At 74.0% G+C, this 13,402-nt stretch carries 12 protein-coding genes and 1 riboswitch; of the genes, 5 read left to right on the top strand and 7 right to left on the bottom strand.

What is annotated here, in order from left to right; translation table 11 throughout:
* Window positions 1-26: 26 nt before the first annotated feature.
* Both ACGF0J_RS27350 and ACGF0J_RS27355 read left to right on the top strand, forming a co-directional pair.
* The gene (locus tag ACGF0J_RS27350) at window positions 27-1,814 is read left to right on the top strand and encodes an N-acetylglutaminylglutamine amidotransferase (protein WP_393150069.1); all 1,788 of its coding nucleotides are present in this window, start codon (window positions 27-29) and stop codon (window positions 1,812-1,814) included.
* Window positions 1,814-3,727: a S9 family peptidase gene (locus ACGF0J_RS27355; RefSeq protein WP_393150071.1), complete on the top strand. Its 1,914-nt coding sequence runs from the start codon at window positions 1,814-1,816 to the stop codon at window positions 3,725-3,727. The genes ACGF0J_RS27350 and ACGF0J_RS27355 overlap by 1 nt, the downstream gene beginning before the upstream one ends.
* Window positions 3,728-3,779: 52 nt before the next feature.
* On the opposite strand, the gene ACGF0J_RS27360 is transcribed toward ACGF0J_RS27355, so the two are convergent.
* Genes ACGF0J_RS27360 through ACGF0J_RS27375 form a run of 4 tightly spaced genes read right to left on the bottom strand, consistent with a single transcriptional unit; the run spans window position 3,780 to window position 6,948 of the window.
* On the bottom strand, window positions 3,780-5,405 hold the full coding sequence (locus ACGF0J_RS27360; protein ID WP_393150073.1) for a RecQ family ATP-dependent DNA helicase: 1,626 nt from the start codon (window positions 5,403-5,405) through the stop codon (window positions 3,780-3,782).
* Window positions 5,406-6,122 carry a YqjF family protein gene (locus tag ACGF0J_RS27365; protein ID WP_393150075.1) on the bottom strand — a complete coding sequence of 239 codons (717 nt, stop codon included), beginning with the start codon at window positions 6,120-6,122 and terminating at the stop codon, window positions 5,406-5,408.
* Window positions 6,123-6,163: 41 nt separating this feature from the next.
* Complete coding sequence (locus tag ACGF0J_RS27370) at window positions 6,164-6,526, bottom strand: fluoride efflux transporter FluC (protein WP_393150077.1); 363 nt, start codon at window positions 6,524-6,526, stop codon at window positions 6,164-6,166.
* Window positions 6,523-6,948 carry a fluoride efflux transporter FluC gene (locus tag ACGF0J_RS27375; RefSeq protein ID WP_393150079.1) on the bottom strand — a complete coding sequence of 142 codons (426 nt, stop codon included), beginning with the start codon at window positions 6,946-6,948 and terminating at the stop codon, window positions 6,523-6,525. The genes ACGF0J_RS27370 and ACGF0J_RS27375 overlap by 4 nt, the downstream gene beginning before the upstream one ends.
* A gap of 194 nt (window positions 6,949-7,142) precedes the next feature.
* Here ACGF0J_RS27375 and ACGF0J_RS27380 point away from each other — a divergent pair, with 194 nt between their 5' ends.
* The gene (locus ACGF0J_RS27380) at window positions 7,143-8,492 is read left to right on the top strand and encodes a TrkH family potassium uptake protein (protein WP_393150081.1); all 1,350 of its coding nucleotides are present in this window, start codon (window positions 7,143-7,145) and stop codon (window positions 8,490-8,492) included.
* On the opposite strand, the gene ACGF0J_RS27385 is transcribed toward ACGF0J_RS27380, so the two are convergent.
* Window positions 8,459-8,998: a hypothetical protein gene (locus ACGF0J_RS27385; protein ID WP_393150083.1), complete on the bottom strand. Its 540-nt coding sequence runs from the start codon at window positions 8,996-8,998 to the stop codon at window positions 8,459-8,461. The two genes, ACGF0J_RS27380 and ACGF0J_RS27385, sit on opposite strands and share 34 nt — an antisense overlap.
* A gap of 178 nt (window positions 8,999-9,176) precedes the next feature.
* Window positions 9,177-9,869 (bottom strand): CHAP domain-containing protein, encoded by a 693-nt coding sequence (locus ACGF0J_RS27390; protein WP_393150085.1) that lies wholly within the window; start codon window positions 9,867-9,869, stop codon window positions 9,177-9,179.
* Between the two features lie 12 nt (window positions 9,870-9,881).
* Window positions 9,882-10,033, bottom strand: a riboswitch (cyclic di-AMP (ydaO/yuaA leader).
* Window positions 10,034-10,361: 328 nt separating this feature from the next.
* Here ACGF0J_RS27390 and ACGF0J_RS27395 point away from each other — a divergent pair.
* Window positions 10,362-12,041, top strand: coding sequence for a VanW family protein (locus tag ACGF0J_RS27395; RefSeq protein WP_393150087.1), 1,680 nt, complete (start codon window positions 10,362-10,364; stop codon window positions 12,039-12,041).
* Window positions 12,042-12,059: 18 nt separating this feature from the next.
* On the opposite strand, the gene ACGF0J_RS27400 is transcribed toward ACGF0J_RS27395, so the two are convergent.
* Window positions 12,060-12,428 (bottom strand): hypothetical protein, encoded by a 369-nt coding sequence (locus ACGF0J_RS27400; RefSeq protein ID WP_393150089.1) that lies wholly within the window; start codon window positions 12,426-12,428, stop codon window positions 12,060-12,062.
* Window positions 12,429-12,517: 89 nt separating this feature from the next.
* Between ACGF0J_RS27400 and ACGF0J_RS27405 the strand changes: the two genes are divergently transcribed.
* Window positions 12,518-13,372 carry a helix-turn-helix transcriptional regulator gene (locus ACGF0J_RS27405; RefSeq protein ID WP_393150091.1) on the top strand — a complete coding sequence of 285 codons (855 nt, stop codon included), beginning with the start codon at window positions 12,518-12,520 and terminating at the stop codon, window positions 13,370-13,372.
* The last annotated feature ends 30 nt before the right edge of the window (window positions 13,373-13,402 follow it).

Raw genomic sequence — 13,402 nt, forward strand, 5'->3', positions numbered from 1 at the left:
GATCAGATCAGGATCGAAGGAGAGGTATGTGCGGGCTGAGCGGCGAGATCAGGTTCGACGGGACCGCGGCGGACGTCGGGGCCGTGGACCGGATGACCGAGGCGATGCGTGAGCGAGGGCCGGACGGCTCGGGACTGTGGTCGGCCGGGCCCGTCGCCCTGGGGCACCGCCGACTGAAGATCATCGACCTGTCGGAGAAGGCGGCCCAGCCCATGGTGGACGAGGAGCTGGGGCTGACGGTGGTGTTCAACGGGTGCCTGTACAACTACCGCGAGCTGCGCGCCGAGCTGCGGCGGGCCGGCTACCGGTTCCGCTCCACCTCCGACACCGAGGTGCTGGTCAAGGCGTTCCACCGGTGGGGCGACGGGTGCGTCGAGCACTTCAAGGGCATGTTCGCCTTCGCGGTGTACGAGCAGCGCACCGGCCGGCTCACGCTGGGCCGCGACCGGCTCGGCATCAAGCCGCTCTACCTGGACGAGGACGGGCGGCGGCTGCGGTTCGCCTCCACCCTGCCCGCGCTGCTGGCCGGCGGCGGGGTGGACACCGGCATCGACCGGGTGGCGCTGCACCACTACATGACCTTCCACTCCCTGGTGCCGGGCGAGCGGACCATCCTCGCCGGGGTGCGCCGGCTGCCGGCGGCCACCGTACGGACCGTGGAGCCGGACGGGACGAGCACCGAACGGCGCTACTGGGACCCGGCCCACACCCGCACGGCCCTGCCCGGGCACGCCGGGCTGGACGACGACGAATGGCGGCAGGCCGTCCTGGACGGGCTGCGGGCGGCGGTGCGCCGGCGCATGGTGGCCGACGTGCCGGTCGGCGTGCTGCTGTCGGGCGGGCTGGACTCCAGCCTGATCCTCGCCCTGCTGGCCGAGGAGGGGCAGGAGGGGCTGGCCACGTTCAGCATCGGGTTCGAGCCGGCCGGAGGGGAGCGCGGCGACGAGTTCGCCTACTCGGACCTGATGGCGCGCACGTACGGCACCGACCACCACCGCATCCGCATCCCCGACGCCCACCTGCTGTCCGGCCTGGAGGACGCGGTGCGCGCGATGAGCGAGCCCATGGTCAGCCATGACTGCGTCGCCTTCCACCTGCTGTCGCGGGAGGTGGCCCGCCACGTCAAGGTGGTGCAGTCGGGGCAGGGCGCCGACGAGGTGTTCGCCGGTTACCGCTGGTTCCCGCCGCTGGCGGACGTGCCGCGCGAGCGGGCCGCCGAGACCTACCTGGCCGAGTTCGCCGACCGGCCGCACCACGAGCTGGCCGGCATCCTGTGCCCCGAGTACCTGCTCGGCCACGACGCCAGCGGCGACTTCGTCCGCGCGCACCTGGCCAGGCCCGGCGCGGACACCGCGCTGGACGCCGTGCTGCGGCTGGAGACCACGGCCATGCTCGTGGACGACCCGGTCAAGCGGGTGGACAACATGACCATGGCCCACGGCCTGGAGGCGCGCACGCCGTTCCTCGACCACGACCTCGTGGAGCTGGCGGCCGCCTGCCCGAGCGGGCTGAAGCTGGCCGACGGAGGCAAGGGCGTGCTGAAGGACGCCGCGCGCAAGCTGCTGCCGGCCGAGGTGATCGACCGGCCCAAGGGCTACTTCCCGGTGCCCGCCATCCGCCACCTCGACGGGCCGTTCCTCGACCTCGTCCGCGACGCGCTCGCCAGCTCGGCCGCCCGCTCGCGCGGCCTGTTCCAGCCCTCCTACGTCGCCGGGCTGCTCGCCGACCCCGACCGCGACCGGGCCACGACGGGCGTCAACACCCTGTGGCAGCTCGGGCTGCTCGAACTGTGGCTGCAGACCCAGGGAGTCTGATGGCCGCGTCCCCCGCCGATCCCCTCGTACGGGCGCGGCCGGACGCCGCGCTGACCGCGTGGAGCTGCCGGGCTCCCGCCCTCGCCCCGGATCTCGGGGCGGTCGCCTTCGTCGGCGACCAGGACGGCTCGCCCCGCGCCTGGATCCGGCCGTTGCGCGGCGGCGCGCCGGCCCGTCCGCTCGACACCGGGCCGGAGCCGGTGGCCGACGTGAGCTGGGCGCCCACCGGCGAGCGGCTGGCCGTGCTGGTCGCGCCGGGAGGGGGCGAGCACACGCAGGTGTGGACCGTCCAGGCCGACGGCGGCGGGCTGCGCCCGCTGGCGGCGCCCGAGGGCGGGTCGGCGGTGTTCGTCCGCTGGACGGGGCGCGGCGAGGCGCTGCTGGTCGCCGAGACGTCCGTTTCGGGATGGACCGACGCCGTGCTGGTCGACGCGGCCACGGGCGGTCGCCAGGTCGTCGCGGGAGGCGAGCTGCTGCGGCCCGTCGCCGTCAGCCGGGACCACGCCACCCTGCTGCTGCGCCGGGGACCGCGCGGGGCCCGCCGGATGGCGCTGGCCCGCAGCCGGGCGGGCGGCCTCCCGCCCGGTGCCGCGGGCAGGGCGGTGAGCGGGACAGCGGGCAGGGGCGCGAGCGAGGCGGCGGGCAGGGGCGCGAGCGAGGCGGCGGGCAGGGGCGCGAGCGGGGAGCGGGAGCTGTTGGCGGGGCCGGCCGGCTCCACCGACTACGGCATCCTGTCTCCCGACGGCGCGACCGCCTACCTGCTGTCCGACGTGGGGCGCGACCGCGCGGCGCTGGTGGCCGTGCCCCGGGACGGCGCGCCGGCCGTGCTCGCCGAGCGCGCGGACGCCGACCTGGACCAGTTCGCGCTGGCCGCGGACGGGCGGCGCGCGGTCCTGCTGTGGAACGTGGCCGGCCGCTCCGAGCTGGACCTGCTCGACATGGCGACGAGGGCCGTCACGCCGCTGCCGCCCCCGCCCGCCGACGTCGTCACCTCGATCCGGGTGAGCCTGGACGGCAGCGTCGCCGCCCTCGCGGCCGAGTCGCCCGCCCACCCGTCGCACGTCCTGCTGTGCGACCTCGGCAGCGGCCGCTACGAGCGGGTCGCGGGCATGGAGCCGCTGCCGGGCGCGGCACGGGCGGAGCCGGTGCGCCTGCGGGCCCGCGACGGGCTGGAGCTGTCGGCCTGGCTCTACCGCCCGCCGGGCGCTGTCGCGCCGGCCCCCTACCTGGTGTACCTGCACGGTGGGCCGGAGGACCAGGAGCGGCCCACGTTCAACCCGCTCTACCAGAGTCTGCTGGCCGCCGGGATCGGGGTGCTCGCGCCCAACGTGCGCGGCTCGGGCGGCTTCGGCCGCGCCTTCCGGGAGGCGGACGATCGCGGGCTGCGGTTCCGGGCGGTCGAGGACGTGGCGGACTGCGCCGCCGAGCTGGTACGGCTGGGCGTGGCGGACCCGGGGCGGCTCGCCTGCATGGGGTGGTCCTACGGGGGCTACCTGACCCTCGCCTCCCTCGTCCACCATCCCGGACTTTTCCGCACAGGTATCGATGTGTGCGGCATATCCGATTTCGAGAGCTTCTATGCGCGTACCGAGCCGTGGATCGCCGCGGCGGCCGTCGGCGAGTACGGCCACCCCGAGACCGACCGCGACCTGCTGCGGGCGCTGTCGCCACTGCGGCGCTTCGACCGGCTGAGCGTCCCGCTGCTGGTGGTGCACGGCGCCCAGGACACCAACGTGCCCGTCCACCAGGCCGAGCAGGCCGTCGAGGCGGCGCGGGCGCTGGGGGTGCCGTGCGACTACCTGCTCTTCCCCGACGAGGGGCACGAGGTCCGGCGGCTGGCCAACCGGGTGGCCTTCGTGGACAAGGTCGTCGGCTGGCTGGGCCGCCACCTCCTCACCCCGGCCGCGGCCTGACCGGGGCCGGGGCAGGGGCGAGGGGCGGGACCTCCGCCGCCGGCCCGGCTCCTCAGCCGCGCTCGCGCAGGATCCGCCGGCCGAGCACCGCGTCGAGCAGCAGCTCGCGGTAGCCGGCCTCCTCGAACAGCACCGTCAGCCGGTCCTCGTCGCGCCGGATCACCTGCCCCGGACCCCACTTGTCGTGCTCCACCCGGGCGTGCACCGCGAAGGGGCCGCCGGCCTCGACCGGCGCCAGGGCGGTGCCGGCCCGGCACGTGTCGCAGTTGCCGCAGGGCTCGCCCAGGTCCTCGCCGAAGTAGCCCAGCAGGAAGCGCCGCCGGCAGTCGCCGGTCTCGGCGTAGCGGCGCATCATCTCCAGCCTGGTGCGCTCGATCTCGCGGTGGCGCTCGGCCAGCTCCCGCGCCGTGGCGGCGGCCTGCTCCGGGTCCGGCCCGCCCGGCACCGGGGCGATCCGGCGCGGGCCCAGCCGGACGGCTCCGGCCCGGCGCAGCAGGTCGAGCAGGGTGGTGAGGCGGCGCGGCGACAGCTCCGTGCGCTCACGCAGCCCCCGGCGGTCGAGACCGCCGTCGCCGCCGTCCGCGACCGCCTCGGCCACCCGCGTCAGCGTTTCCTCGTCGGGGGCCGCCCCGGTGAAGTAGCGCTGCAGCCCCAGGTCCTCGGGCCGGTAGAAGAGGGTCGCCTCGGCCGGCTCGCCGTCCCGCCCGGCCCGGCCGACCTCCTGGTAGTAGGAGTCGAGGGAGCCGGGGATCTCGGCGTGGTGGACGAACCGGACGTCCGGCTTGTCGATCCCCATGCCGAACGCGTTCGTGGAGACGACGACGTCCAGCTCGCCCGCCATGAAGGCGCCGTGCACCGCGTCCCGGTCGGCCCGTCGCAGGCCGCCGTGGTAGGCGGCCGCCCGCAGCCCTTCGCCGGCCAGCAGCCCGGCCAGCTCGGCGGTCCTGCGGCGGGTGGCGGTGTAGACGATGCCGGGCAGCGGCTGCTCGCGGACGGCGGCGACCAGCGCCTCGGCGGGGTCGTCGAGCATCCGCCGCACCGACAGGGCGATGTTGGGCCGGTCGAACCCCCGCACCACCTGCGCCGGGTCCCGCAGGTGCAGCCGGGAGACGATCTCCTCCCGCACCGGCGGCGCCGCCGTCGCGGTCAGCGCGGCGATCACCGGGCGGCCCAGTGCCTCCGCCACCGCGCCCAGTCGCAGGTAGTCGGGGCGGAAGTCGTGGCCCCAGGCCGACACGCAGTGCGCCTCGTCCACCACCATGAGCGAGATGCCGGCCGCCGCCAGCTCGCTCACCACGTCGGTGCGGGCGAGCTGCTCGGGCGCGCAGAACAGGAACTCCGTCTCGCCGGTGCGCAGCGACTCGAACGTCTCCCCGCGCGCCCGCGCCGAGGTGCCGGCGTCCACGCTGGCCGCGGCCTCACCGTTGCGGTGCAGCGCCTCCACCTGGTCGCGTTGCAGCGCGATCAGCGGCGACACCACGAGCGTCGGCCCCGGCCGGAGCAGGGCCGGCACCTGGTAGACGGCCGACTTGCCGCTGCCGGTCGGCATGACCGCCAGCGTGTCGCGGCCGTCGGCCAGCGCCGTCATCGCCTCCAGTTGCCCCGGCCGCAACTCCGTCAGGCCGAGGGCGCGGCGGGCCACCCGCTCGCAGCGCTCGGCGGTGCTCTCGCCCGTCACCTACCAGCTCCACATTCCGACCCGCACGTCCACGCCCGGCGAGGCGTGCACGACGGGGTCCGCTCCGGGCCCGGGCAGGCCGGCGGCGTGCAGCAGCGTCTGGTCGAGCCCGCAGAGCCGCGCCTCGTGCAGGGGCCAGGGGGCGTGTTCCACCTCGGCGGCGGCCAGCCGGCCGGCGACCACGGTGAACAGCCGGTAGCGGTCCGTCAGGAAGCTCGCCAGGTCGTCCCGATCGGGCCCGGTCAGCTCCGCCCCCACCTCGATCCGGACATCGCCGCGCGCCCCCGGCCGGCCGGGCAGCCGGCGGCGGCTCCGGTACCACCACCGGGTGCCGTCGACGTGCACCGACATGTCCGACCAGAAGTACGGCAGCCAGTAGCCGGCCCGGCCGCCCAGCGCCGCCGCCAGCCGCCCCGCGTCCAGGGAGAAGAACCAGATGCCGCTGCGGCCCCGGCCATCGCGGACGTAGGTGCGCACGTTCGTCTCGGGGAAGCGCGACAGCCAGGGCAGCGCGGGCACGCCCGGCGGCCGGACGTCGTCCATGCGGAACGGGGTCATGCCCACCCAGGCCGCGCCGTCGAACGTCTCCACCTCCAGGCCGCCGGGCAGCATGGCGCGCAGCGTCTCGGCGGGGTAGCGCCAGTGCAGGAAGGTGATGTGGGCCCAGCGGTGGTGCATGACCGGCACGGCGACCTTCGGGGCGGGGCGTACACGCATGGCCCGCCCCTACCCCGGTGCGGGGCGGTATGCGTGCGGCGTCAGCCGGTGATCGCGCGGGCCAGGGCCAGGCCGCAGCCGCCCGCGGCCAGCCCGGCCGCCACGCTCGCGATCACGTTGGCCAGGGCGGCGCCCCGAGCCCCGTCCTGGAGCAGCACGAGCGTCTCGTAACCGAAGGTCGAGTACGTCGTCAGCGCCCCGCAGAAGCCGATGCCCGCGAACGCCATCATGCCCGGACCGGCGGGCAGCCCGGCCAGCAGGCCGAGCAGTGCCGACCCGGCGACGTTGACCACGAAGGTGCCCCAGGGGAAGACGCCGTCGTGAAGGGACCGGACGAGCCGGTCGGCGAGGTAGCGCAGGGGCGCGCCGATCGCGGCGCCGAGGGCGACGAGCAGCACGGTCACCGCGGCCTCCCCGCCCCGGCCGCGGCCCGGGTGAGCGCGCCGCCCGCCCATACGGCGGCGAGCGCCACGACCGGCGTGGCGACCAGGTACGCCAGCGCGGCCGGGGTCGCGCCCGACAGCAACAGCCGGCCGGTGTCCACGACGTACGTCGAGAAGGTGGTGAACCCGCCCAGCACTCCCACCCCGAGCAGCGGCCGTACCCAGCCGGGCGCGTCCCGCAGCTCGGTGATGGTCACCATGAGCACCCCGATCAGCAGGCAGCCGGCGGCGTTGACGCCGAGCGTCGTCCACGGGAACGCGGCGGGCGGCTGCGGGAAGGCGACGCCGAGCCCGTGGCGGGCGAGCGCTCCGGCGGCCCCGCCGAGCGAGATCACCCCGAGCGTCGTGAGCGGGACGGGACGGAGGTCGGATCGATGCGACATGGAGTCCTCCTGGCTGCCGCTCCTGGCCTGCGGCGGGTCCTGACGCCCAGGTTACGGCCGCTGCCGTGCGGGCCGGGCGGCCCGCACGCGCGGGAGGTGTCAGGGCTCCTGTTACGGTAGGGCCCGCGGTCCGCCGGGACGCCCGGCCGGTCACCCCGTCTTCCTCGCTCCGTCTCCGCGATCAGGAGAAGTCCGTGACGTTCGCGTCATCGTTGCTCCAGCGTTTCCAGCACCCAGCGCAGGTGATCGTCACCGGTTTCGGGTTCGTGGCGCTGGTCGGCACGGCCTTGCTCACCCTGCCCGTCGCCACGGTGTCGGGTGAGTCGGCGGGGTGGGTGAACGCCCTGTTCACCGCCACGTCGGCCGTCTGCGTGACCGGCCTGGTGGTGGTGGACACCGAGACCCACTGGTCGGTCTTCGGCGAGCTGGTGATCGTGGCGCTGGCGCAGGTCGGCGGGCTCGGAATCATGACGCTGGCGACGCTGTTCACGGTCCTGCTGTCGGGCCGGCTCGGGCTGCGCGCCAGGATGTTCGCCCAGGCGGAGACCAAGACGCTGGCGCTCAGCGACCTGCGCCGGGTGGTGCGCAACGTCGCGCTCTTCTCGCTGGTGTGTGAGGTGATCACGGCGGTCCTGCTCACCGGGCGCTTCCTGGTCGGCTACGGCGAGCCGTTCGGCCGGGCGCTGTACCTGGGCGCCTTCCACGCGGTGTCGGCGTTCAACAACGCCGGATTCGTGCTGTGGTCCGACAACCTCATGGGGTTCGTCACCGACCCGTGGGTCTGCCTGCCGATCGCGGGGGCTGTGATCGTCGGTGGGCTGGGCTTCCCGGTGGTGTTCGAGTTGTTCAGGTCGTGGCGGCGGCCGAGCCACTGGTCGGTGCTGACCAGGATCACGCTGGGCGTGACGGCGCTGCTGCTGGTGGCGGGCACGCTGGTGTTCCTGCTGACGGAGTGGCGTAATCCGAAGACGCTGGGGGCGCTGGACGACTCGGGCAAGCTGCTGGCGGCGTTCGTCACCGCCGTGATGCCGCGCTCGGGCGGATTCAACAGCCTGAACATCGCCGACATGTATCCGTCGAGCTGGCTGGTGACCGACCTGCTGATGTTCGTCGGCGGCGGCAGCGCGGGCACCGCCGGCGGCATCAAGATCACCACGTTCGGGCTGCTGGCGTTCGTCATCTGGGCGGAGATGCGCGGCGAGTCGGACGTGAACATCGGGCACCGCCGCCTGCCGCAGGGCGTGCAGCGTCAGGCCATCGCCATCGCGCTGCTGAGCGTGGCCATGGTGGCGGTCGCCACCTACCTGCTGATGGTCCTCACGCCGCACGGGCTGGACCAGGTGCTGTTCGAGGTGGTGTCGGCGTTCGGCACGGTGGGACTGTCGACCGGCATCACCGCCAGTGTGGGGCCGGCCGGTCACGTGCTGCTCGTGGTGCTCATGTTCATCGGCAGGACCGGCCCGCTGACGTTGGGGTCGGCGCTGGCGTTGAAGGACCGGACGCGCCGCTATCAGCTTCCCGAGGAGCGGATCATCGTCGGCTGACGGGCGGGCCCCGCGGCGTCACGGGCGGGCCGCCCCTTGGCGGCGGCGCGGGTGGCGCTCCAGAGGGCGAAGGCGATGTAGAGGATCTGCTCGGGGACGCGCAGCCACAGCGGGGTCACCTCGCCGCCGGCGAACGGCACGTCGGCGAGGGCCGCGTAGACGTTGGCGGGGAGCAGCATGACGAACAGCGCCACCAGGGCCAACGCGGCGAGGCGGCGGGTGCCCGCGACGACCAGTCCGACGGCGCCGAGCAGTTCGAACACTCCGGTCAGGTAGACCATGACGCCGGGGAAGGGCACGAACGGCGGCACCATCCGGACGAGGTCGGCGTGGTTGGGCATGACCGTGACGCTCTCGGGGACGAAGTGCGCGGACGCGGTCATGAGGAGCATGACGGCGAGCGCGTGGGCGGCGCTGGCCGGCCACGAGGCGAACCTTGTGACGCCGAGCGCCCCGAGGCCGCGGAAGGTGAGCAGGGCGACCAGGAGGACGAGGGGGAACTGCATGACGCTCCTTAATGGATAGTTGAGCTATCTAGTTACTAGATAGTGCAGCTATCTGAAGGAGATGTCAACCATGGCCTTACGCGCGGGCCGGACGCGCGGGCCGGACGCGCCGGCCCGTCCACGTCTCTGCTCGGCCCGGGGGCCTCGTCCGTGAGGGGTGGGGGGTGGGAGGGGGCTGTCAGCCCTGCAGGACGGGGTAGCCGTACCCGGCCACCTGCGAGGTGGGCCGCACCCGGCGCTCGACCTTGCCGTTGCCGGTGTTGCCCTCGATGGTGCTGATCGTGCCGTCGCCGTTGTCCTTCTTGACCAGGCCGACGTGGTCGATCGCGGTGATGCTCCTGCTGCCGTCCCAGTCGAAGAAGACGACCGCGCCCGGCTTGGGCGTGGAGCCCCAGCGGTTGTTGGCCTTGAACCACTTGGCGTAGGTCACCGTGTAGGCGTCCCAGCCGACCGAGGGGCGGGCGCCGGCCTTCTCGCCGACCCACGAGACGAACATCGCGCACCACGGCGCGTTGGCGTAGGCGCCGATGTTGCCACCGTCACGGGCGACGGTCTCGGCGGCCCGCGGCGAGGACATGTACCAGCTGTGGAAGGGGGTGCCACCGCCGGCGGCGTTCTCCGTGACACCGACCTGCGACTCCGCCACCTTCAGCAGGGCATCGGCGGTCAGCGGCCGGTGGTAGGCCGCGGCGACCGTCTTCGGCTGCTCCTGCGCCTGCGGGGCGGCCGGCTGGCCCGACTCCGCGACGGCCGGCTGGCCGGCCATGGCCGGGACGGCGCCGAACACGGCACCGGCCGCGATCGTGAGGCCGACGGCCAGCCGCGGGAGGTCCGTGGGCACGATGGCACGGGAGAGGTCACGCATGGTCATACTGGGGTTTACTCCTTGCTTCCATGCCGCCTACCGGGTTAGCTGACGGATTCGGGCCTGGAAGTGCCCTACGGCACGCCGCTCGTGGCGGGCGTGCCGATTCACCCCATGAGAGATTGGGTCCCCGGTTCCGCGATCTGTCGCGGATTCGGCGGCCGCGCCGCCCCCTGCGGATCTGTCATGCAGGCGGTGCGTACGCGGTCTCGGCGTTTGAACGAGGCATCACCCGGCGGAGGTACTGACGTGCCGGACGTGTGCCTCGGTGTCCCCAAACGTAAGCGAAGCGTATAGAGCGGTGCAAGCGAAGTCCGGGTGCACACCTCGGAACCCCCCGCTCCACCTGCGGTTCAGCGCGGAAGTTTTTACCTACTTCCCCTGGCGAAAGTGGTTTGAAGGTGCAGTTCCCCCCGTTGGGTAAAGACGCCCGGGAGCCGATCGGCACCGTGGCACACTGGCCGGACGTCCGACTCCCCGAACGAGGTCGCCCCCACGATGAAGCGCATCCTCAGCACCAACCGAGGCCGCGTCGCCGCGGCGGCCGCCGCGATCCTCGCCGTCCTCCTGCTGGCGTACGGCATGCCCACGCTGGCCCTGGCCGGCGAGGTGCCGCCCGGCACCGACGCGGGCGGCGTCGACATCAGCGGGCTCTCCCCCGAGGCCGCCCGCGCCAGGCTGGAGGAGGAGTTCGGCCGGCCGGGGCCGCTGAAGGTCGAGGCCGCCGGCCGCACCGTCACCATGAAGCCCAAGGACCTCGGCATGACCCTCGACGCGGGCGCGACGGTGGCCCGGGCCATGGACGGCCACACCACCCCGGCCGGGATCGCCCGCTCGCTGTTCGGTACCCGCACGGTCCCGCCCGCGGTCGAGGTGGACGGCGACCTGCTGGGCAGGCGGATCGCCGCCCTCGCCAAGAAGATCGACCGCGAGCCGAGAGAGGGCGCCATCGCCTACCGCGGGCTGGAGCCGCAGGTGACGCTGCCGAGGGCCGGCCGCGCCCTCGACCGGGCGGCGGCCGCGCAGGCGATCCGCGAGGCGTTCCTCGCCCGCCGCGACAAGGTCACGCTGCCGGTCCGCACGACGCCGCCGTCGGTGCCCGCCGCGAAGGTGCGCGAGATCGCCGCTGCCACCGCACGGACCGCGGTGGCCGCGCCGCTGACGCTGACGGCCGGCGACGAGCGGGCCAGCCTGTCACGCACCCAGCTCGCGTCCCGCCTGCGGTTCGTCCCCGACGGGCGGGGCGGGATGCGGCCCGCGTTCGACGCCTCCACGCTGGCGGACGACCTGCGCGATGACCTCGTCGCCGAGGAGCAGCGCCCCAGGAACGCCGCGTTCCGGATCGCCCAGGGCAAGCCGCAGGTGGTGCCGAGCCGCGCCGGCCGCGACATCGACCCCGACGGGCTGGCCAAGGCCGTCGCCACCGCCCTCGGGAGCGGCGAGCGCGCGGTGACGGTGCCGGTCGTCCAGGCCCAGCCCGACCTCACCACCGCCAAGGCCAAGCGGCTCGGCGTGCGGCAGAAGGTCGGCTCCTACACCACCCACCACCCGTGCTGCGCGCCGCGCGTCACCAACATCCACCGGATCGCCGACATCGTGGACGGCCACCTGGTCATGCCGGGCGAGACCTTCTCCCTGAACGGGCTGGTCGGCCGGCGCGACCGGGCGCGCGGCTTCGTCGAAGCACCGATGATCATGAACGGCCGGTTCGTCAACGACGTCGGCGGCGGCGTGTCGCAGTTCGCCACCACGATGTTCAACGCGGTGTTCTTCGGCGGGTTCGAGGACGTGCAGCACACGCCGCACCAGTACTACATCTCCCGCTACCCGGCGGGCCGCGAGTCGACGGTCTCCTTCCCGCAGCCGGACTTCCGCTGGCGCAACGACTCCCGGCACGGAGTGCTGATCAAGACGTCGTACACCGACACGTCGATCACCGTGGACTTCTGGAGCACGAAGCGGTGGGACATCGAGTCGGAGAGCTCGGGCCGCTACAACGTCAAGGGCTTCCGCAAGATGAAGGACTCCGGGCCCGACTGCCTGCCGATGGAGGGCGTGCAGGGCTTCGCCATCGACGTGTGGCGGATCTTCAAGAAGGGCGGGAAGACCGTCAGGAAGCAGCGCTTCCACACGGTCTACCAGCCCGAGCCCCGTCTCACCTGCACGGCGCGGACGTAGGGGCGGCCCGGCCCGTGGTCAGTCGAGCACGTAGCACTCCACCTCGGCGCGGCGGCGCGACAGGCCGGCGGCCACCGAGTCGTCGACACAGGCCTGCTCCGCGGCGCTGAGGGGCAGCACGCCGCACACGGTCACGCCGGAGTAGGTGCGGCAGTTCAGGTCCGGGTCGGCGCGGCCGACGCGGTAGTTGGCCCGCACCGTGGCCCGGCACCTCTGCCGCACGGCCGGAGCGTCCGCGTAGCGGCACTGGGCCAGCAGGATCCGGTACTGCCGTTCGCTCACCTCCTGCTGGGAGGCGTCCCCCTGGGCGGGGCCGGCGAACACGGTGAAGGTCGACAGGGTGAGGGCGGACAGGGTCCCGAGCCCGAAAGCGATGATCTTCCTCATGGTTCCCCCCTTCCCCACGACGTACCGCCGTGGGCTCACGCCAAACCAGGCTCACCGCCGCCCGGGCGGCCCACGGCTATCGTGGGGCCATGGCCTCCCCGCAGTCCACCGGCGCCCGGCGACGTAGAGAAGAGCTCCGCGACTTCCTGCGCATCCGGCGGGCGCGGCTCTCACCCGAGCAGGTCGGGATGCCCGGCGGCGGCCGCCGGCGCACGCCCGGCCTGCGCCGGGAGGAGGTCGCTGTCCTCGCCGGCGTCGGCGTCTCCTGGTACACGTGGCTGGAGCAGGGGCGCGACATCCAGGTGTCCGGCGGCGTGCTCGACGCGATCAGCGGCGCGCTGCGGCTGACCGAGGCCGAGCGCAGCCACCTCTACCTGCTCGCCGGGCTCAACCCGCCGCCCGCCCCCGCCGGCGACGCCCCCCTGGGACCACGGTTGCACCGGCTGCTCGACGCGTGGTCGCCCCGCCCGGCCTACGTCCTCGACCGGCACTGGAACTTCGCCGCGCTCAACGACGCGGCCCGTGCCGTGTTCGGCTACTCCGAGCAGGACACCAACTGTCTCGCCGCGTTCTTCACCAGCGCCCGCCACCGCGCCTCCTTCGACCACTGGGCGCAGGTGGCGCCCGACGTGGTGAGCCAGTTCCGCGCCGACGCGGCCAGACACCCCGACGACCCCGAGTTCGCCCGGCTGTCGGCGGAGCTGTGCGCGGCGAGCCCCGACTTCGCCGCACTGTGGGCCAGGCACGAGGTGGGCGAGGTGTCCCAGGGCGACAAGGTGATCACCCATCCTGAGGTGGGTGAGCTGGTGTTCGAGTTCACCGGGCTGCCGCTGCCCGGCCACCCCGACCACCGGCTGCTCCTGCACGACCCCAAGCCCGGCACCGCCACCCGGGCCCGGCTGGAGCGGCTGATGCACGGCGTCCACCTGGTCCAGGCGGGCTGACCCGGCGGTCCCGCCGATGATCCCGCCGGG

This window comes from Nonomuraea sp. NPDC047897, assembly GCF_043204415.1.
In the GTDB taxonomy this organism is placed as follows: Bacteria; Actinomycetota; Actinomycetes; order Streptosporangiales; family Streptosporangiaceae; genus Nonomuraea.

Bases quoted from the DNA above. Each gene is read 5' to 3' on its own strand.
- ACGF0J_RS27405 (WP_393150091.1), top strand. From the start codon at position 12,518: ATGGCCTCCCCGCAGTCCACCGGCGCCCGGCGACGTAGAGAAGAGCTC.
- ACGF0J_RS27350 (WP_393150069.1), top strand. From the start codon at position 27: ATGTGCGGGCTGAGCGGCGAGATCAGGTTCGACGGGACCGCGGCGGAC.
- ACGF0J_RS27365 (WP_393150075.1), bottom strand. From the start codon at position 6,122: ATGCGTGTACGCCCCGCCCCGAAGGTCGCCGTGCCGGTCATGCACCAC.
- ACGF0J_RS27385 (WP_393150083.1), bottom strand. From the start codon at position 8,998: ATGCAGTTCCCCCTCGTCCTCCTGGTCGCCCTGCTCACCTTCCGCGGC.
- ACGF0J_RS27400 (WP_393150089.1), bottom strand. From the start codon at position 12,428: ATGAGGAAGATCATCGCTTTCGGGCTCGGGACCCTGTCCGCCCTCACC.
- ACGF0J_RS27395 (WP_393150087.1), top strand. From the start codon at position 10,362: ATGAAGCGCATCCTCAGCACCAACCGAGGCCGCGTCGCCGCGGCGGCC.
- ACGF0J_RS27375 (WP_393150079.1), bottom strand. From the start codon at position 6,948: ATGTCGCATCGATCCGACCTCCGTCCCGTCCCGCTCACGACGCTCGGG.
- ACGF0J_RS27355 (WP_393150071.1), top strand. From the start codon at position 1,814: ATGGCCGCGTCCCCCGCCGATCCCCTCGTACGGGCGCGGCCGGACGCC.
- ACGF0J_RS27390 (WP_393150085.1), bottom strand. From the start codon at position 9,869: ATGACCATGCGTGACCTCTCCCGTGCCATCGTGCCCACGGACCTCCCG.